Raw genomic sequence first — 18,729 nt, 5'->3', positions numbered from 1 at the left:
CGTCACTCAGAGACTCAAGGCCAGCGTTGTGCCCTGCGCAATGGCGCGTCGCGCATCCAGCTCCATCGCCACGTCGCATCCGCCGATCTGGTGTACCGTTTTTCCCGCCTCACGCAGCGGATCCACCAGATCGCGCTTCGGCTCCTGACCCGCACACAAAATCACATGATCCACCTGCAGCAGCTGCGGCTCACCGCCGATCAGCACGTGCAGCCCCGCGTCATCGATCTTCTGATAGCTCACCGACGGTATCATCTTCACCCCGCGAGAGAGCAGGGTTGCGCGATGGATCCAGCCCGTGGTTTTGCCCAGTCCTTCACCGGGTTTGCTGGCTTTACGCTGCAACATGACGATCTGACGCGGGCTTTTCGGCAGCTGGGGTCCTTCCGGCCGCAAGCCGCCGGACTGGTTAAGGCTGGTGTCGATACCCCATTCCACGCAGAAGTCGGCAATGTTCTGGCTGGTGGGTTCGCCGGGCTGACTTAAGTACATCGCGGTATCGAACCCGATCCCGCCGCAGCCGATGATCGCCACTTTTGCCCCCACCAGCGCTTTGTCACGCAAAACGTCCAGATAGCTCAGGACTTTCGGATGATCGATGCCCTCGATCGCAGGCCTGCGTGGTGCGATCCCGCTTGCCAGGATCACCTCATCGTAATCCATTACATCCGCCGGGTTTACAAACTGGTTGAGGCGCAGATCCACGCCCGTCAGGTCGATCATTCGGCGGTAATAGCGCAGGGTTTCGTAAAATTCTTCTTTGCCCGGGATCTGTTTGGCGATATTGAACTGCCCGCCAATCTCAGCGGCGGCATCGAACAACGTCACGCTGTGGCCGCGCGAGGCGGCATTCACCGCAAACGCCAGACCCGCCGGGCCGGCACCGACCACGGCCAGGCGTTTTTTATGCACCGCCGGGAAAATCGGCATTTTGGTTTCGTGGCAGGCGCGGGGGTTGACCAGACACGAAGTGACCTTGCCAACAAAAATCTGATCCAGACAGGCCTGATTACAGCCGATGCAGGTGTTAATCTCATCTGCACGCCCGCTCTGCGCTTTGGAAAGCAGCTCGGCATCCGCAAGGAACGGACGCGCCATGGAGACCATGTCGGCATCACCGGCGGCGATCACATTTTCCGCCACCTGAGGGTCGTTAATGCGGTTAGTGGTCACCAGCGGGACAGACACTTTCCCTTTCAGCTTGCGCGTGACCCAGCTGAACGCCGCGCGTGGCACCGGCGTGGCGATGGTCGGAATACGCGCCTCGTGCCAGCCAATGCCGGTATTGATGATGGTCGCGCCGGCGGCTTCAATCGCCTGCGCCAGCTGTACGGTTTCGTCGAACGTCCCGCCGCCCTCCACCAGATCGAGCATCGACAGGCGGTAGATAATAATAAAATCCGCCCCGGCACGTTCACGCACGGCGCGCACCACTTCCACTGCAAAGCGCATGCGGCGCGCGTAATCGCCACCCCACTCATCGTCGCGCTGGTTTGTGCGGGCCGCGAGGAATTCGTTGATCAGGTAGCCTTCCGAGCCCATCACCTCAACACCGTCATAGCCCGCTTCACGCGCCAGTGCCGCACAGCGGGCGAAGTCGTCAATCAGCGTCAGGATCTCATCGTGGCTGAGGGCATGGGGCGTAAAGCGGTTAATCGGGGCCTGAATGGCCGACGGTGCGACCAGATTCGGTTGATAGCTGTAACGCCCGGTGTGCAGGATCTGCAGGGCAATTTTCCCGCCCTCCCGGTGAACGGCGTCAGTGACCACGCGATGATGCGGCAGCTGGCTGGCATCGTTCAGCACCGCACCGCCTTCCATCCCCACGCCAGAAGGCGCAGGGGCCACCCCGCCGGTAACAATCAGCGCCACCCCGTGACGTGCACGCTCGGCATAGAAGGCCGCCAGACGTTCGGCCCCGTCCGGATGTTCTTCAAGCCCGGTATGCATTGAGCCCATTAGCACGCGGTTTTTAAGGGTGGTGAACCCCAGATCGAGGGGGGCAAATAACGACGGGTAGTGGCTCATAGTCTCTTCCAGTGTAAAATTATTGTTATGTGGTCGGATGAGTTACTAATTTAGCCAGCGATGAGTAAAAGGGAAAAGGGGAATGCGGCGATTGTGATGGGATTCAAATATTGGTGTGGCCTGATGCCCTCTCCCTGAGGGAGAGGGGGCGTTATAGCTCTCAGGGAGAGGGGGCACGTACTAAGCCCGGTGCCTGCCACATCGATGTCGTCAGTCCGCTGTCCACCAGCCCAAGCTGGTCGGCATAAACGGCCTGCCACTTCTGCATCATACCGTCATACAGCTCCCGGTGCGCCGGGTTCGGCGTGAACTCGCGGCTCCATTTCACCAGCCGTTCGCCTGTCGCCGCCATATCCGAAAACAGCCCGGCTCCCGTTCCGGCAGCAATCGCACAGCCCAGCGCTGTCGCCTCTTTCACTTGCGGGACGCGCACCGGCAGACCGGTCACGTCGCTTAAAATCTGGCTCCACAACGCACCTTTCGAGCCACCGCCTGCAAACACCAGACCGTCGAACGTTACCCCTGAGAACCGTGAGATCTGCGTCAGGTTACACGCCGAGACAATCGCCGCGTTCTCTTCCAGCGCACGGAACAGCGTGGCTTTGTTGCATTTTTCCGGGTCGATGGAGAGGTTAATAAACGACGGCGCGGCGTGATACCACTGCTTGAAGTGCATAGCATCTGAGAAGATCGGCATAACACCGTGTGAACCGGCGGGCACGCGGCTGGCCATCTCCTCAAGCAGGGAGTAAGTGTCCATTCCCATCCGCTCCGCGATGAGTTTCTCTTCCGCGCAGAAGGCGTCACGGAACCAGCGCATGGTCAGGCCGGTAAAGAAGCTGATCGACTCCGCCTGCGCCATGCCGGGGATCACATGCGGATTCACGCGGATGTTCATCTCCGGGTCGGTGCGTACCTGCGGCAGGTTGACCACCTGCTGCCAGAAGGTACCGCCCAGCACGGCCGTTTGCCCGGCCCGCACGACGCCTAACCCAAGACAGCCAAGCTGCACGTCGCCACCGCCCATCACCACCGGCGTGCCTTCGCGCAGGCCGCTCTGCTGTGCGGCATCTTTGGTGATCGCACCGAGCACGGTGCCGGTCTCCTTCACCGGAGAGAGGATATCGGCACGCAGCCCGGCCATGTCGAGCAGCGCCGGACGCCAGTCACGGGAGAAGAGATCCAGCATACCGGTAGTCCCGGCATTGGACGGGTCAACGGCCAGCTCGCCGGACAGTTTTGCCGCCAGCCAGTCGCTTATCATGGTGATCGTGGCGGCTTTGCGGTAGATGTCCGGACGATGGTGCGCCAGCCACAGCAGGCGCGGCATAGCGCTCAGGGCCAGGGTCTGGCCGGAGACGTCATACACTTCGGATTCAAAACGGTAGTCGTGGATCTCTTTGAGTTCGGCTACCTCGCGGCTGGCGCGGGCATCGACGTTGGCGCATGCCCAGATGGCGTCGCCGTTGCGGTCATACAGCACGATCCCCTCGCGCATTGAGCAGCAGGCCACGGACTGGATATCCGCTGCGCTCAGGCGGGCGCGCTCCAGCGCCTGATGAATACACTGGCAAGTGAGCCGCCAGTTAATATCGAGATCAAACTCCATCGAGCCCGGCACATTCTCCACGCTCAGGTGTTTCCACTCGGCCTGGCCAACGGCAACCTGGTTGCCCTGCAAATCGAAAATTACGGCGCGAACGCTGCCTGTCCCTGCATCTAACGCTAAAAGGTAACTCATGAGCATGCCTCGTGTCAGGCGCAGGACAGGCTCTTAGCTCGCCAGAGCCAGCACCGCGCGGGCTGTCGTCTCCTCCGTCACCAGGCCATTAATACGGCGGCCTTTGAGTGCGGCATAAATCGCATCGGCTTTCTCTTCACCTCCGGCCACGCCAACGATGGTGGGCAACTGCGCCAGTTCATCGAGCGTGACGCCCAGCAATTCCCGGTGGATCTCCAGCTCGTGCACGCATTCCCCTTCGGCGTTCAGGAAATAGCCAAGGATATCGCCCACCGCCCCTTTGCGGGCGTACATCAGCTGTTCACCTTCGCTGATATAGCCGGAGCGCAATATGGTGGCGTCCCGGCGCTGGTTCACCGAACCAATGCCTACCACCGCCACATCGGCCGCGGCGGCGGCGAGGATCACGTCCCGCACGCTGGATTCGCGTTTTAGGATCCCGGCCACTTCGGCGGAGGAAACGCGAAGCGGGGCGGGGATCATGCTGACGCTGCAGGCAGCATCAAGCTGACCGATGCCCGTCATATACGGCCCAACGCCGCCGGAGAGCGTCACCAGGCGGATCTGCTGCGAGCTGATAAAACCACTTAAGTGCTGCAGGCTGCTCATGGTGGTTTCACCAAATCCCACCGCCAGCAGCTGGCCGGGCTCCAGCACGCCCATCAGCGATTGCGCCGCGCCAATGCCCAGCCGGACATTCATGGGCGGGGTATTCAGGGCCGGCAACACGCGAACCAGCTTGAGCCCGAAGCGTTGCTGCAGCTCGGTTTCCAGCGCCAGACACCCCTCATAGCGGGAGTTGATCTGCACGCGGATCACCCCGGACTGTCGTCCTTTCTCCAGCAGACGCGAGATCTTCAGGCGCGGCAGTCCGAGCCGCTCGCCGATGTCATTCTGGGTTAATCCGTCGTGGTAGTAGCACCAGGCGACGCGGGCAACCAGCTCTTCTTCCGCCAGTGCCAGCCCGGCAAAACGACCTTCTTCCGCAGTGCGTTTATCGCTCATAATTGAACTCTTATAAAAATTTAGATCATATGTTCGTGATCGCGCAGAAAGAAAGTGTGAACCACGCGACAAAACAGATCTTTTAGATTGATTTGTGTCTGTGTGGATCTTAATCGATAAATTTGTGATCCCTGCACGGTTCTAAATATAGTTCACCGTCTACGCTTTTGAACATTATTAAATCTAAAAATCATTTGTTCAATAGCGGAGCGATAATGACGCCACTTATCGAAGCACGTGATATCAGCAAGCAGTTCTCCGGTATACCGGTCCTGAAAGGTATTCATTTCACGCTGCTTGCGGGTCAGGTGCATGCGCTGATGGGCGGTAACGGCGCGGGAAAATCAACGCTGATGAAAATCATCGCCGGGGTGGAAACGCCGGACAGCGGTGAACTTTCGGTTGACGGCCACGCGTTTGCGCGGCTTTCGCCCGCGCAGGCCCACAGGCTGGGGATTTATCTGGTGCCGCAGGAACCCCTGCTTTTCCCCAACCTGACGGTGCGGGAAAACATCCTTTTCCGCCTGCCGCGTGAGGCCGGTATGGGGGAACGGCTGGCGGAGAAACTCCAGCAGCTGCAGTGTCAGCTCAATCTTGATGCCACCGCCAGCACCCTTGAAGTGGCGGATCAACAGATGGTGGAGATCCTGCGCGGCCTGATGCGTAACGCGAAGATCCTGATCCTTGATGAACCCACGGCGTCGCTCACCCCGGGGGAAACCGAACGGCTGTTCCGCCAGATCCGCGCGTTGCAGGCGCTGGGCGTCGGCATTGTTTTTATCTCGCACAAATTACCGGAGATCCGCCAGCTGGCGAGCCACGTCTCGGTAATGCGCGACGGCGCGATCGTGCTCAGTGGTGAAACTGCACAGTTTGACGATAACGCCCTGATTGCGGCCATGACGCCGGTGAGCCGCGAAAAAGGATTAAGTGATGCACAAAAACTGTGGCTGGCGCTGCCGGGCAATCGCCGCACGCAGCCGCAGGATTTCCCGGTGCTGCGGGTGGAAGAGCTTACCGGTGAGGGATTTATCGATCTCAGCATGGAAATCTATGCCGGGGAAATAGTTGGCCTCGCCGGGCTGGTCGGCTCCGGGCGCACCGAGTTTGCGGAAACGCTGTATGGGCTGCGCCCGGTGCGCGGTGGACGAGTCTGGCTGGAAAATCAGGAAATAACCGGCGAACCCGTGGCGGCACGGCTGGAGAAAGGGCTGGTCTACCTGCCAGAGGACCGACAGGTTTCCGGCTTGTTCCTGGATGCGCCGATTCGCTGGAACACCGTGGCGCTGAATGAGCCCTCGGTCTGGCAGCAGCGCAAACGGGAGTCGGCGGTGGTGGAGCGCTATCACCGGGCGCTGGGGATCAAGCTTAACCATGCGGATCAAACCGTGCGCACGCTCTCCGGCGGCAACCAGCAGAAGGTGTTGCTGGCGCGCTGTCTGGAGGCGAACCCGCTGCTGTTGATCGTCGATGAACCGACACGCGGAGTGGATGTGTCGGCGCGGGCCGATATCTATCAGCTCATCAAAAGCGTGGCGGCGCAGAACGTGGCGGTGCTGATGATCTCAAGCGATCTGGATGAGTTCCCCGGGCTTGCCGATCGCGTGCTGGTGATGCACCAGGGCGTGCTCAGCGGCGAGCTGTCCCGGCACGCGGTCAGTCTCGACAGAATGATGGCGCTGGCATTCGGAGGGCAGTCATGAAGACCTTACTGAAAAATCGCGAACTGAGCGCGTTCATCGCCATTCTGGCGTTGTTCGCGGTGCTGGTGGGGCTCAATCCGGCCTATTTCAGCCTGCAAACGCTGGGGATGATCTTCGCCAGTTCGCAAATCCTGATCCTGCTGGCGCTCGGCGCTGCGCTGGTGATGTTGACCCGCAATATTGATGTTTCCGTCGGCTCTACCGTCGGGCTGTCTGCCATTGCCGTGGGGGTGGCCCTGAACAGCGGCTACACCCTGCCGGTATCGATCCTCTTTGCGCTGTCGATTGGCGCACTGGCGGGAGCATTTAACGGTTTTCTGGTGGTGGGGCTGCGTATTCCGGCAATTGTGGCCACCCTCGGCACGCTGGGCCTCTATCGCGGGGCGATGCTGCTGTGGACGGGAGGAAAGTGGATTGAAGGGCTACCGCCGAGCCTGAAATCGCTCTCTGAACCTGCCGCTATGGGTATTTCACCGCTCGGAATGGGCGTGGTGTTTTTAGCCGCGGTCGGCGCATGGACGTTGTCGCGCACCGCCTTCGGACGCGATTTCTACGCCGTGGGCGATAACCTTACCGCCGCACGCCAGCTGGGCGTGGCGGTGAACCGGACGCGAATGTTCGCTTTTACGCTGAACGGCATGCTGGCCGCGTGTGCGGGGATTGTCTTCGCTTCGCAGATTGGCTTTGTACCTAACCAGACCGGCAGCGGGCTGGAGATGAAAGCCATTGCCGCCTGCGTACTCGGGGGGATCTCTCTGCTGGGCGGTACCGGGACGCTTATTGGCGCCTTACTGGGGGCTTTTTTCCTGACTCAAATCGACACCGTGCTGGTGCTGTTCAGGCTGCCCGCGTGGTGGAATGACTTTATCGCCGGGCTGGTGCTGCTCGGTGTGCTGGTACTCGACGGGCGTTTGCGCCAGGCGCTGGCCCGGCATCAACGGGCACTTAAGTACAGCCGCTTCCAGCCCGGTAACAAAGGGGGGAAGCATGTCACCCCGTTTACGAAACACAAAAAAGAGGTGGCGTAAATGAAGCTTAACTGGGAAAGCGCGCTGCTGATATTACTGGTGCTGGAAATCCTGCTCTTTGGGGCCATCAATCCGCGCATGCTCGATATCAACATGCTGCTGTTCAGCACCAGTGATTTTATCTGCATTGGCATTGTGGCGCTGCCGCTCACCCTGGTGATCATCAGCGGCGGCATTGATATTTCTCTCGGTTCGACCATCGGCCTGTGTGCCATCGCGCTGGGGGTGATGATGCAGGCGGGCTGGCCGATGGCGCTGGCGATACCGTTGACGCTGCTGCTCGGCCTGCTGTGCGGTCTGGTCAACGCTGCGCTGATCCACTACACCGGCATCAGCCCACTGGTTATCACCCTCGGCACGCTCTATCTCTACGGCGGCGGCGCACTGCTGCTCTCCGGCATGGCGGGGGCGACCGGTTACGAAGGCATCGGTGGCTTCCCGGACAGCTTTACTGCGTTCGCTAACCTCACGTTCCTGGGGTTGCCAATCCCGCTGGTGCTGTTCGCCGTGATTACCGTCTTCTTCTGGCTGATTACCCATCGCGGACGCTTTGGCCGCCATCTGTTTTTGATTGGGCAGAACCCGCGCGCGGCGCGCTATGCGGCGCTCTCGGTCAACGGGATGCCCTACGCCCTGTATGGCCTGGTGGGCGTCGCTTCGGCCATTGCTGCGCTGGTGATGGTCTCCTATTTCGGTTCGGCCCGTTCGGATTTGGGACGCGATTTACTGATGCCTGCACTGACCGCAGCGGTCCTCGGGGGCGCCAATATCTATGGCGGTTCGGGGTCGGTAATCGGTACGGCCCTGGCGGCGTTGCTGGTGGGGTATCTGCAGCAGGGTTTACAGATGGTCGGCATCCCCAACCAGGTGTCGAGCGCGCTGTCAGGGGCGCTGTTGGTTGTGGTGGTGATGGGACGTTCACTGAGTTTGCACCGTGAATGGGTGCGCTCTCTCCTCACAAAACATACCCGGAGCGTAAGATGAAAACAAAACTGATAGTCCTGGCGATGGCACTCAGCTTCGCGTCGGCACAGGCCGCGGACCGCATCGCCTTTATCCCCAAGCTGGTGGGCGTTGGCTTCTTTACCAGCGGCGGCAATGGCGCGAAAGAGGCGGGTAAAGATCTCGGCGTGGACGTCACCTACGACGGCCCGACCGAGCCCAGCGTCTCAGGCCAGGTGCAGCTTATCAACAACTTCGTTAACCAGGGCTATAACGCCATTATCGTTTCGGCGGTGTCGCCGGATGGCCTCTGCCCGGCGCTGAAGCGCGCGATGCAGCGTGGCGTCAAAGTACTGACCTGGGACTCCGACACCAAACCGGAATGCCGCAGCATCTACATCAACCAGGGCACCCCGGCGCAGCTCGGCGGCCTGCTGGTCGACATGGCCGGTAAACAGGTCACCAAACCGAATGCCAAAGTGGCGTTCTTTTACTCCAGCCCGACCGTTACCGACCAGAACCAGTGGGTGAAAGAGGCGAAGGCCAAAATCGAGAAAGATCATCCGCAGTGGCAGGTCGTGACCACGCAGTTTGGCTATAACGATGCCACCAAATCGCTACAAACCGCCGAGGGGATCTTAAAAGCGTATCCGGATCTGGATGCGATCATCGCCCCGGATGCCAACGCCCTGCCGGCGGCGGCGCAGGCGGCGGAAAACCTGAAGCGAGAAGGGGTGGCGATTGTCGGCTTCAGCACACCTAACGTGATGCGTCCGTACGTAGAGCGCGGCACGGTGAAAGCCTTCGGCCTGTGGGATGTGGTGCAACAGGGCAAAATTGCGGTCAATGTCGCCGATCGGTTGTTGAAAAAAGGCGATCTTAACGTTGGCGACAGCGTGGACGTGAAAGATATCGGTACGCTGAAGGTCGAGCCGAACAGCGTGCAGGGCTACCAGTATGAAGCGAAGGGCAACGGCATTGTGCTGCTGCCGGAGCGGGTGGTGTTTACCAAAGAGAACATCAACAAATACGATTTCTGACGGGGGAGCAAATGGCTGATTTAGACGACATCAAAGACGGCAAAGATTTTGGCATCGGCACACCGCAGCAGAACGTGCCGTTTACCCTGAAGGGGTGCGGCTCGCTGGACTGGGGAATGCAGTCCAGGCTGGCGCGCATCTTCAACCCAAAAAGCAACCGCACGGTGATGCTGGCCTTTGATCACGGCTATTTCCAGGGACCGACGACCGGCCTTGAGCGTATCGATCTCTCTATCGCCCCGCTGTTTGGGGAAACCGACGTGCTGATGTGCACCCGCGGTATTTTGCGCAGCCAGGTGCCTGTCGCCACCAATAAACCCGTCGTGTTGCGCGCCTCCGGCGGCAATTCGATTTTAGGGGAACTTTCCAACGAGTGCGTGGCGGTGGCGATGGAAGATGCGCTGCGCCTGAACGTCTGCGCGGTGGCGGCGCAGGTGTACATCGGCAGTGAGTTTGAACATCAGTCGATCAACAACATCATCAAACTGGTGGATGCCGGTGCGCGCTATGGCATGCCGACCCTGGCGGTGACGGGCGTTGGCAAAGAGATGGCGCGCGACGCGCGGTATTTCTCGCTGGCCAGCCGTATCGCGGCCGAGATGGGGGCGCAGTTCGTCAAAACCTATTATGTCGACGAAGGGTTTGAAAAAGTAACCGCCAGCTGCCCGGTGCCGATCGTGATTGCAGGAGGCAAAAAGCTGCCGGAGCACGACGCGCTGGAGATGTGCTGGCGGGCGATTGACCAGGGGGCGTCCGGCGTGGACATGGGCCGCAATATCTTCCAGTCCAGTGCCCCGCTGGCCATGCTGAAAGCGGTGAAAAAAGTGGTACATGAGAACATGAGCGCGCGGGACGCGTTCCAGTTCTGGCAGGAAGAGAAACAGGGAGAAGCAAAATGAACGTGACATTAGTGGAAATCAACATCAAACCCGAGCGGGTCGATGAGTTTCTGGAGGTGTTTCGCGCTAACCACGAAGGGGCGATTCAGGAGCCGGGCAATCTGCGCTTTGATGTTTTACAGGATCCGCGCGTGAAAACCCGGTTCTTTATCTACGAGGCCTACAAGGATGAAGAGGCGGTGCTGGCGCACAAGAAAACCCCGCACTATCTGGCCTGCGTGGATAAGCTTGAGGACCTGATGTCAGAGCCGCGCAAAAAACGCAGTTTTGTCGGGTTGTTGCCGGCGTAACAGACCGCCGGGTAGCGCTTACGCTAGCCCGGCGATGCTCAGGCGAGGGCCAGTTCCGCCAGGATCGCCGCCAGCGTTTCGCGCGGTTTCCCGCTCAGCGACGCAAGCGGGAACGGCAGTGCAGGCGCGGCCACTTTCCCTGACATTTCTGCTGCTGCGGCCATCACCCGCAAACTGCCGTACTGGCGGAACAGCGCCCACAGCGGTGCCAGCCGGTCAGAGGCTGCGGTGTCTTTGGCTCGTGCAATCGCCAGTGCCGTCTGCGGATACAGCCCTGCGATAACCGAATACCAGACATCAAACCCGGCCTGCAGGGCTGACGCCGCCCGCCAGTCGCCGCTGATGCCCAGGGTGACGTTTTCAGGAAGACGGGCGCGCATGTGGGCGATATCGTCCGGTATGCGCCCGAGCTTGACGGATTTGACGTTCGGTAGCGCCGCCACGGCATACAGCAAATCGTCGTTAAACTCGAACCCGGTGGTGGCCGGGTTGTCGTAAATGCACAGCGGAACAGAGATCCGGTGGGTCACCGTCTCATACAGGGTAAACACTTCCTCTGCCGTCAGGCGCTGGTACGACACGGGGGCCAGTAACACCCCGCGGGCGCCAGCGCTTTGCGCCTCATCCGCCAGACGGAGAATATCGTCGAGGCGAAGCGCGCCAATACTTACGCTCACCGGGATGTTGTCGGCATGCGCCACGGCACAGCGGGTGATATGCGTGCGCTCTTCAGGCGTCAGATACGCGTAACTGCCCGTCGAACCGAGGATCCCCAGCGAATCGACACCGGCATCCACCAGCGGGCGCAGCAACTGCACAAACGCCTGCTCATCAAATTTCCCCTCTCGCAATGGCGTCAGAGAGAATGCGCTTAACCCGTGAAACATCCGCTTATCCTTTTAGAGTTCAATCAGTTGAAGGTGAGCAGTGGAGCCCGGCATCAGCCGCTGCAGGTTGCTGACTAACTCATCGCCAGCCTCCTGCAACGCCGATAACGGCATCGACGGCAGACTTTCGAGAATAAACCACATGTGTTGCGCCTGGCTATCGAGACGTGTACGCACGCCCTGGCGCCAGTTCCAGCGACGGCAGGTGACGCCGATATCATCGCGCCAGATAACTTCGCCCGCATCCGGGTATTCGATAACCGGCTGACCTTCTTTCAGGGTATCAAACGGTTCATTACCTTCGGCAAGCGTCAGACGCGGTGCGCCTGCATAAGCGGCAAGGTTCTCACCCCCGACGGGAATGGCGTAACGAATGCTGATGGCATTGTAAATATCGACCACTGGATCGAGCGGGGGCAGTGCGCCCTCTTTCAGCACTCGCTTACGCAGGGCCGATGCCGAGCAGGGCGTGCGTTTCGGTTTCGCACCAAACGCCCTGAACACGTCATCCCAGGCGCTGAGGTGCGCTTCCGCCCAGGCAACATCATCAGTGAGGACCTGCTGGCAGGCCTGTGCCAGCGCGGCAGAGGCCACATCCGGCTGGGTTATCGGGGTGGCTTTAACCAGAATGCTCAGCGCCCGAAAGCCGGGGGCAATCCCGGTAAGACGCGGGTCTATTGACGGCGTAACGAGAGACATAAATAATCCTGTATTGACTGTTTTATACTATGGTAGTGACCAATGACTGATAAAGTCAATATAATGACCGATTCGGGTGCCGATATCGCCCAGGTAAGCCTGGCCGTCGCCACCCGCATTCGCAACTGGCGCAAAGAGAAAAAACTGTCGCTGGATGAGCTTTCACGCCGCGCCAGCGTCAGCAAAGGCATGCTGGTGGAGATTGAAAAAGGGGCGGCGAATCCCAGCATTGCCATTCTCTGCAAGCTGGCTGCCGCGCTGGGCGTTTCGGTGGCGGATATCGTTAACGTCTCCAGCGAGCCGCGGGTGCACGTCATAGAAGAAGCGGCGATCCCGGTTTTGTGGCAGGGCCCACAGGGCGGATATGCCCGGCTGCTCGCGGGCACGTCTGGCCCGGATATGATTGAACTCTGGCAGTGGGTGATGCATCCGGGGGAGCGTTTTACCTCGCCGGGGCATCCGGCGGGAACGTTTGAGCTGCTGCATGTTACTGAGGGAGGATTGACCCTGACGGTGGAAGAGACGGTGACGCAGGTGGCGGCAGGCGCTTCGGCGGTGGCGAAAACGGAAGCGGCACACGGCTACGCGAATGAGGGCGAAAATGTGTTGCGGTTTACCATGACGGTGGCGGAGTTTCACCGCTAAAAACGCCCCCTCCGTCAGGAGGGGGAGGGGATATCACGCTTCTTCCACACTTACCCGCAGGGCTGCCAGCGCTTTACGCGCCGCTTTCAGCACCTGCTCACACTGTTCAACCGTCAGCGTCAGCGGCGGTTCAATGCGAATGGTCTTCGAGTTGTTGAGCGTTCCGGCAACCAGGACCCGCTGGCGGAACATCTCGCTCGCGAAGCTGTAGCCGATTTCGTTGTCGACAAACTCAATGGCCATCAGCAACCCTTTACCCCGCGCATCCTGCACCAGATCCGGATATTCCCGGCCCAGCTGGCGGAAACCGTCCAGCAGCATATCGCCTTTCTGTTCCGCCTGTGCAGGCAGGTTTTGATCCAGTAGCACGTTGATGGTCGCCAGCGCGGCCGCGCAGGCCAGCGGGTTACCGCCAAACGTAGTGGTGTGCAGGAACGGGTTGTCGAACAGCACCGAGAAGACCTCTTCGGTCGCCACCGTCGCGCCAATCGGCATCACGCCGCCGCCCAGCGCTTTTGCCAGACAGAGAATGTCCGGCTGGACGTTCTCATGCTCGCAGGCAAACATCTTGCCCGTACGCCCCATCCCGGTTTGGACTTCGTCGAGGATCAGCAGTGCGCCAAACTCATCGCACAACTGACGCACGGCAGGCAGATAGCCCTGCGGGGGCAGGATCACGCCGCCCTCACCCTGAATAGGCTCCAGGATCACCGCTGCCACGTCGTCGCCGGTTTTACGGCATTCGCTCAGCATGGTACGCATAGCGCTAATGTCACCAAACGGCACGTGGCGGAAGCCCGGCAGCAGCGGCATAAACGGTTTGCGGAAGGTGGATTTGGCGGTAGCCGACAGTGCGCCCAGGGATTTTCCGTGGAACGCGCCGCTGGTGGCGATAAACGTGAATTTGCCGCGCGGCGACTGGTACGCTTTGGCGAGTTTAATCGCCGCTTCGACCGATTCCGTGCCGCTGTTGCTAAAGAAGCTGTACTTCAGTTTGCCGGGCGTTAAGGCCGCGAGCGTTTTCGCGAGCATAGCGCGAAGTGGATCGAGCAGTTCCTGGCTATGGAGAGGTTGTTTCGCAAGTTGATTCTGTACGGCGGAAACCACAACTGGATTACGGTGCCCCACGTTGAAAATTCCAAAACCACCCAGGCAATCTATAAACTCCTGTCCCTGGGTGTCGACAAGCGTATTAAGACTTCCCGCTTGCCACTCTACGGCTCCGTAATCCCCGCCGGCGGTAACAGATTTGCGATACTCCAAAAACCCTGGATTGACATGCTCTTTAAAGTAATCGATGACCTCTCGGTTAAGTTGTTTCATCTCCTCATGATCAAGCGTTCGCTTCTCAATGAGATTCAGTGCGTGCGCGGTACAGGCAAGAGCCGAGGCGCTGGAAGGTAACCTGTTCAAAATGTGCTCCCGGGGATCGCGTATCACATGATACTGGATTAAGTATTGCAGGGATTACGCCACTTCAGATGCCTTAACGAAAATCAGGATAAACACCAGGTTAACATTATGTTGCGCAAAATTTAATCATGCCGATATAACCGATACGGGATTTAGCGGTACGGCGGAAAAGGCCTGGGGAGGTGCGAACAAGAGGCCATTGCACTTATAGAGTGCAGACGCTGCGACTTAAGTGGGCGTTAACGCGTCATGCTCTGCAGATAATTTCTCTACGAAAGTATTTGAAATCAATGAATTATAAAATCTCACAAAAAGTGCGGTTTAAGTGAAATCTGCGATCTCTATCAACTTTAACAACTAAAGATAAATTCTTTACCGCCGAAAAAACATTAATCCACAAAATTAACATTCAAATAACCTGCAAGGGATGCTCACGATGTCTGCTCCAACCTTTGTCACCCAGAATGAATATCCTCTGGACGATGACACCACCTTAATGTCGACCACCGATATCCACAGTTACCTGACCCACGCCAACGACACCTTTGTGCAGGTGAGTGGCTATCAGCTTGATGAGCTGATGGGCCAGCCGCACAATCTGGTGCGCCACCCCGATATGCCAAAAGCGGCGTTTGCCGATATGTGGTACACCCTGCAAAAGGGCGAGCCGTGGAGCGGCATTGTCAAAAACCGACGTAAAAATGGCGACCACTACTGGGTGCGCGCCAATGCGGTGCCGATGGTGCGTCACGGGCAGGTGACGGGCTATATGTCGATTCGCACCAAAGCCACGGCAGAAGAGATTGCTGGCGTGGAGCCGCTCTATCGGGCTCTGAATGACGGGCGCTGCAAGAAACGTATTCATAAAGGACTGGTGGTAAGGAAAGGCTGGCTGGGGAAACTTCCGGCAATGCCGCTGCGCTGGCGCGTGCGCAGCGTGATGGCGGGGCTGTTTGCGGTGCTGGCTGCCACGCTGGTGGCCACCTCAGCGGGTGCGTACCCGCTGGCTGCCGCCGCGGTAGTCATGTTGCTGGGCACGCTGCTGTTCGAGCAGCAGATTGTTCGTCCGATCGAAAACGTGGCGCGTCAGGCGCTGAAAGTCGCCACCGGCGAGCGCAACAGCGTGCAGCACCTGAACCGCAGCGACGAGCTGGGGTTGACCCTGCGTGCGGTAGGGCAACTGGGGCTGATGTGCCGCTGGTTGATTAACGATGTTTCAAGCCAGGTGGTGAGCGTGCGTGATGGCAGCGACAGGCTAGCAAAGGGGAATGAAGATCTGAACGATCGGACGCGTCAGACCGTGGCCAATGTGCAGCAGACCGTGGCGACAATGAACCAGATGGCCGCCTCCGTGCAGAGTAATTCAGAAACCGCCGCCGAAGTGGACAAGCTGTCAGTGGCCGCCAGCAGCGCGGCGACCAAAGGCGGAAACGCGATGCAGACGGTGGTGAAAACCATGGATGACATCGCGGATAGCACGCAGCGGATTGGCTCGATTACCTCCCTTATTAACGACATCGCGTTTCAGACCAATATTCTGGCGCTGAATGCGGCGGTGGAGGCGGCAAGAGCCGGTGAGCAGGGGAAAGGCTTCGCGGTTGTCGCCGGCGAAGTGCGCCATCTCGCCAGCCGTAGCGCCAGTGCAGCCAACGATATTCGCAAGCTGATTGATGCCAGCGCCAGCAAGGTGCAGTCCGGCTCTGATCAGGTTCATGCCGCCGGTCGTACAATGGATGATATCGTCGAGCAGGTGAAAAACGTGACGCAGCTTATCGCGCAGATCAGCCACTCCACCTCTGAACAGGCTACCGGCTTGTCAGAGCTCACCCGTGCGGTGGCCGAGCTGGACAGCATCACGCAGAAAAATGCCGATCTGGTTGAGGAAAGTGCCCACATATCCGCAATGGTGAAGCATCGCGCCGGGCGTCTTAAGGATGCGGTAACCGTGCTCCATTGAGCCAGTAAGGTTCCAGAAAGCCGTTTATTTCATCAGGAATAAGCGGCTTTATTTTTTCTGAATGTAATTATTAATGTCTTTTATTGTTAACTTTATATTAAGTAACTAAAGAAAGCACATCAGATATTTACCCCAGCCTAAGTCCGTTTTTCCCGATGCTATTTTGAAAATGCCTCATCAGAGGGTGACGTAACGATCGATTTACGGATATTAATAGCCTACACCTATCCATTGTTGTGGTTATGAAATAAAAAAACGATCAAAGTCATAAAGTTAGCGGTTTCGTTACCGATAACGGTGATCGTCTGAGAAATAATCACATCGATGGAGAAAATATGTTCTTACATGACGTAAAGATCGGCACGAAATTATTTCTGGCGTTTGGATTCTTTATTGTCCTGATGGTGGTCAGTGCGAGTTTATCCTTGCTAAGCCTGAACCGAGCGAACAACGGAATGCAATCCATCATTACCCGTGATTATCCGACCACGGTAAAAGCGAACCAGTTAATCGACAACTTCCAGGAATTTATTGGCACTCAGCAGCTGATGTTACTGGATGAACAGGGAACGTATACAGCGCAGTCACAGCAGCGTCTTAAAGCGATCAGCGAACAGATTACGGTGATCCTCGGCGAGCTGAATACTGCGCTGCAGGATCCTGAATCACAGCGGGTTCTTGCTGAGATACGCGGTGTGCGTCAGCAGTATCTGGACTCGCGTTATCGCATTTTGCAGGCGGTGCAGAATAACGATCGGGCGGGCGCTATTCAGGAGATGATGACCAACACCCTGAAGCTACAGCAGGCCTATAAAGCCAACGTGCAGGCGCTGATCGCGATTCAGAACCAGGAAATGCAAAGCGCAGGAGTGCAGGTCGAGGGCGATTTCAAATCGAATCGCCTGCTGCTGATCCTGATCACGCTCTTTAGCGTCGCGACCGGCAGCCTGATTGGCTGGTTTATCGTGCGCTCAATCACGCGTCCGCTGGGCCAGGCGGTGGATTTTGCAAAAGCCATTGCTGAAGGCGATCTGACCGGCAGCATCACGCCGCACGGTAAAGACGAAACCGGCCTGCTGCTGCATGCGCTGATGGAGATGAAAACGCGTCTGCTGGACATTGTGCAGCAGGTCCAGACCGGTTCGGAGAATATCTCGAGTGCCGCCGCGCAGATTGTCGCGGGGAACCAGGATCTTGCCGCGCGCACCGAAGAGCAGGCCAGCTCTGTTGAACAGACCGCTGCCTCGATGGAGCAGATCACGGCGACGGTAAAAAACACCGCCTCACACACCGGAGAAGCAACTCACCTCTCGGCGGACGCCGCCATGGTGGTCAAAAACAACGGCGAGATGATGAAGCAGGTCACCAGCAAAATGCGCCTGATTAACGAGACCTCTAACCGGATGTCCGACATCATCGACCTGATCGACGCCATCGCTTTCCAGACCAACATTCTGGCGCTGAACGCGGCGGTGGAAGCGGCACGTGCGGGCGAGCACGGTCGTGGTTTTGCGGTGGTGGCAGGCGAAGTGCGTCAGCTTGCGCAGAAGAGTGCGTCATCCGCCAGTGAAATTCGTCAGCTGATCGAAAGTTCTACCAGCCAGACGCAGGACGGGATGAACCTGGTCGAGAAAGCGAGCGAGTTGATTAACGGTATGGTCGGCAACGTGGAAGAGATGGACGTTATTCTGCGTGAGATCCGCCAGGCCAGCCATGAGCAGACGGAAGGGATCTCGCAGATTAACAGCGCGATTGGCCTGATTGATGCCACCACGCAGCAGAACTCCGCCCTGGTGGAGGAGTCTGTCGCGGCAGCAGCGTCCCTGAACGAACAGGCGATGCACCTGAAAGATCTTGTCCGCGTCTTCCGCGTGAGCGATCGCGTACTGGCTTAATCCAGCTGGGAGATCTCCAGCGCTGCGCGGTCGATCACGCCGATGATCTGCTTAAGCTGCGCATCGCTGAGTTCGCCCTGGTTCACCTTCAGGTCTAGCACCGCTTTGAAGTTATCCAGAGCCCGCTTCATTTGCGGGTTTTTTCTCAGTTGGAAGCCGACAGAGCGCGCTTTGATACGCGCCTGAATTTGCGCCAGCTGCTCCTGATTTTCATCCAGCCACTGCTGACCTGCCGCGGTAATCGCAATTCTCTTGCGGCCATTCTCTTCTTCGGTGATGGTGATATAGGTCTGATCCTGAAGGTAATCAAGGGTCGGATAGATAACGCCAGCGCTTGGGGTGTAATTCCCCTGCGTCATGTTCTCGATCGCCTTGATCAACTCGTAGCCATGGCTCGCGTTGTGGGTCAGGATATCCAGTATCACCAGACGCAGATCGCCGTGACCAAAAAAGCGTGGTCGGCGTCCGCCGCCGTCGAGTTCGTTTCGCATAATCATCCCTTCAACTTGATATATCTAAACTATATCTTAGATATATTCAGATGCAATCTAAAAGAT

Annotated in this window: 16 protein-coding genes; 9 read left to right on the top strand and 7 right to left on the bottom strand. The window is 58.4% G+C overall.

Annotated features, from left to right (window positions below; genetic code table 11):
- Positions 1-6: 6 nt before the first annotated feature.
- The 3 genes from ACMGG3_RS15145 to lsrR all read right to left on the bottom strand — a co-directional run bounded on the left by ACMGG3_RS15145 (position 7) and on the right by lsrR (position 4,774).
- A complete protein-coding gene (locus ACMGG3_RS15145; RefSeq protein WP_414149290.1) occupies positions 7-2,028 on the bottom strand; it encodes an FAD-dependent oxidoreductase in 2,022 nt (673 codons plus the stop codon).
- 160 nt (positions 2,029-2,188) lie between these two features.
- Entirely contained in the window at positions 2,189-3,769 is a 1,581-nt protein-coding gene (gene lsrK, locus ACMGG3_RS15140; RefSeq protein ID WP_020883580.1) for an autoinducer-2 kinase, read from the bottom strand.
- 33 nt (positions 3,770-3,802) lie between these two features.
- A complete protein-coding gene (lsrR, locus tag ACMGG3_RS15135; RefSeq protein ID WP_020883581.1) occupies positions 3,803-4,774 on the bottom strand; it encodes a transcriptional regulator LsrR in 972 nt (323 codons plus the stop codon).
- 215 nt (positions 4,775-4,989) lie between these two features.
- Between lsrR and lsrA the strand changes: the two genes are divergently transcribed.
- The 6 genes from lsrA to lsrG are packed head-to-tail and all read left to right on the top strand — an operon-like array spanning position 4,990 to position 10,676.
- The gene (gene lsrA / locus ACMGG3_RS15130) at positions 4,990-6,477 is read left to right on the top strand and encodes an autoinducer 2 ABC transporter ATP-binding protein LsrA (protein ID WP_148576798.1); all 1,488 of its coding nucleotides are present in this window, start codon (positions 4,990-4,992) and stop codon (positions 6,475-6,477) included.
- The gene (gene lsrC, locus ACMGG3_RS15125; RefSeq protein WP_414149289.1) at positions 6,474-7,505 is read left to right on the top strand and encodes an autoinducer 2 ABC transporter permease LsrC; all 1,032 of its coding nucleotides are present in this window, start codon (positions 6,474-6,476) and stop codon (positions 7,503-7,505) included. Before lsrA ends, lsrC begins: the two co-directional genes overlap by 4 nt.
- Positions 7,506-8,489, top strand: coding sequence for an autoinducer 2 ABC transporter permease LsrD (gene lsrD, locus ACMGG3_RS15120; protein ID WP_014171712.1), 984 nt, complete (start codon positions 7,506-7,508; stop codon positions 8,487-8,489). It abuts the gene before it with no gap.
- A complete protein-coding gene (gene lsrB, locus ACMGG3_RS15115; RefSeq protein ID WP_025202959.1) occupies positions 8,486-9,487 on the top strand; it encodes an autoinducer 2 ABC transporter substrate-binding protein LsrB in 1,002 nt (333 codons plus the stop codon). The genes lsrD and lsrB overlap by 4 nt, the downstream gene beginning before the upstream one ends.
- An 11-nt stretch (positions 9,488-9,498) precedes the next feature.
- Complete coding sequence (gene lsrF / locus ACMGG3_RS15110) at positions 9,499-10,386, top strand: 3-hydroxy-5-phosphonooxypentane-2,4-dione thiolase (RefSeq protein ID WP_014171710.1); 888 nt, start codon at positions 9,499-9,501, stop codon at positions 10,384-10,386.
- Positions 10,383-10,676, top strand: coding sequence for a (4S)-4-hydroxy-5-phosphonooxypentane-2,3-dione isomerase (lsrG, locus tag ACMGG3_RS15105; protein WP_020883586.1), 294 nt, complete (start codon positions 10,383-10,385; stop codon positions 10,674-10,676). The genes lsrF and lsrG overlap by 4 nt, the downstream gene beginning before the upstream one ends.
- Positions 10,677-10,714: 38 nt before the next feature.
- Here lsrG and ACMGG3_RS15100 read toward each other — a convergent pair whose 3' ends face one another.
- Both ACMGG3_RS15100 and ACMGG3_RS15095 read right to left on the bottom strand, forming a co-directional pair.
- A complete protein-coding gene (locus tag ACMGG3_RS15100) occupies positions 10,715-11,563 on the bottom strand; it encodes a dihydrodipicolinate synthase family protein (RefSeq protein ID WP_410386900.1) in 849 nt (282 codons plus the stop codon).
- 12 nt (positions 11,564-11,575) lie between these two features.
- The gene (locus ACMGG3_RS15095) at positions 11,576-12,262 is read right to left on the bottom strand and encodes a B3/4 domain-containing protein (RefSeq protein WP_182268776.1); all 687 of its coding nucleotides are present in this window, start codon (positions 12,260-12,262) and stop codon (positions 11,576-11,578) included.
- Between the two features lie 42 nt (positions 12,263-12,304).
- Here ACMGG3_RS15095 and ACMGG3_RS15090 point away from each other — a divergent pair, with 42 nt between their 5' ends.
- Positions 12,305-12,907 (top strand): helix-turn-helix domain-containing protein, encoded by a 603-nt coding sequence (locus tag ACMGG3_RS15090; protein ID WP_020883589.1) that lies wholly within the window; start codon positions 12,305-12,307, stop codon positions 12,905-12,907.
- Positions 12,908-12,940: 33 nt separating this feature from the next.
- Here the strand turns inward: ACMGG3_RS15090 and ygjG are convergent, their stop codons facing one another.
- Positions 12,941-14,320 carry a putrescine aminotransferase gene (gene ygjG / locus ACMGG3_RS15085; protein ID WP_020883590.1) on the bottom strand — a complete coding sequence of 460 codons (1,380 nt, stop codon included), beginning with the start codon at positions 14,318-14,320 and terminating at the stop codon, positions 12,941-12,943.
- A gap of 436 nt (positions 14,321-14,756) precedes the next feature.
- Between ygjG and ACMGG3_RS15080 the strand changes: the two genes are divergently transcribed.
- On the top strand, positions 14,757-16,277 hold the full coding sequence (locus ACMGG3_RS15080) for a PAS domain-containing methyl-accepting chemotaxis protein (RefSeq protein WP_025202964.1): 1,521 nt from the start codon (positions 14,757-14,759) through the stop codon (positions 16,275-16,277).
- Between the two features lie 335 nt (positions 16,278-16,612).
- Entirely contained in the window at positions 16,613-18,172 is a 1,560-nt protein-coding gene (locus ACMGG3_RS15075; RefSeq protein ID WP_032679007.1) for a methyl-accepting chemotaxis protein, read from the top strand.
- Here the strand turns inward: ACMGG3_RS15075 and ACMGG3_RS15070 are convergent.
- On the bottom strand, positions 18,169-18,669 hold the full coding sequence (locus tag ACMGG3_RS15070) for a PadR family transcriptional regulator (protein WP_226876167.1): 501 nt from the start codon (positions 18,667-18,669) through the stop codon (positions 18,169-18,171). The genes ACMGG3_RS15075 and ACMGG3_RS15070 overlap by 4 nt on opposite strands.
- Positions 18,670-18,729: the final 60 nt, after the last annotated feature.

It is taken from the genome of Enterobacter sp. BNK-18, from assembly GCF_047456135.1.
GTDB lineage: Bacteria > Pseudomonadota > Gammaproteobacteria > Enterobacterales > Enterobacteriaceae > Enterobacter > Enterobacter ludwigii.
This window is presented reverse-complemented; position numbering and strand designations above follow the sequence as displayed.

Bases quoted from the DNA above. Each gene is read 5' to 3' on its own strand.
- ACMGG3_RS15145 (WP_414149290.1), bottom strand. From the start codon at position 2,028: ATGAGCCACTACCCGTCGTTATTTGCCCCCCTCGATCTGGGGTTCACC.
- lsrK (WP_020883580.1), bottom strand. From the start codon at position 3,769: ATGAGTTACCTTTTAGCGTTAGATGCAGGGACAGGCAGCGTTCGCGCC.
- lsrR (WP_020883581.1), bottom strand. From the start codon at position 4,774: ATGAGCGATAAACGCACTGCGGAAGAAGGTCGTTTTGCCGGGCTGGCA.
- lsrA (WP_148576798.1), top strand. From the start codon at position 4,990: ATGACGCCACTTATCGAAGCACGTGATATCAGCAAGCAGTTCTCCGGT.
- lsrC (WP_414149289.1), top strand. From the start codon at position 6,474: ATGAAGACCTTACTGAAAAATCGCGAACTGAGCGCGTTCATCGCCATT.
- lsrD (WP_014171712.1), top strand. From the start codon at position 7,506: ATGAAGCTTAACTGGGAAAGCGCGCTGCTGATATTACTGGTGCTGGAA.
- lsrB (WP_025202959.1), top strand. From the start codon at position 8,486: ATGAAAACAAAACTGATAGTCCTGGCGATGGCACTCAGCTTCGCGTCG.
- lsrF (WP_014171710.1), top strand. From the start codon at position 9,499: ATGGCTGATTTAGACGACATCAAAGACGGCAAAGATTTTGGCATCGGC.
- lsrG (WP_020883586.1), top strand. From the start codon at position 10,383: ATGAACGTGACATTAGTGGAAATCAACATCAAACCCGAGCGGGTCGAT.
- ACMGG3_RS15100 (WP_410386900.1), bottom strand. From the start codon at position 11,563: ATGTTTCACGGGTTAAGCGCATTCTCTCTGACGCCATTGCGAGAGGGG.
- ACMGG3_RS15095 (WP_182268776.1), bottom strand. From the start codon at position 12,262: ATGTCTCTCGTTACGCCGTCAATAGACCCGCGTCTTACCGGGATTGCC.
- ACMGG3_RS15090 (WP_020883589.1), top strand. From the start codon at position 12,305: ATGACTGATAAAGTCAATATAATGACCGATTCGGGTGCCGATATCGCC.
- ACMGG3_RS15080 (WP_025202964.1), top strand. From the start codon at position 14,757: ATGTCTGCTCCAACCTTTGTCACCCAGAATGAATATCCTCTGGACGAT.
- ACMGG3_RS15075 (WP_032679007.1), top strand. From the start codon at position 16,613: ATGTTCTTACATGACGTAAAGATCGGCACGAAATTATTTCTGGCGTTT.
- ACMGG3_RS15070 (WP_226876167.1), bottom strand. From the start codon at position 18,669: ATGATTATGCGAAACGAACTCGACGGCGGCGGACGCCGACCACGCTTT.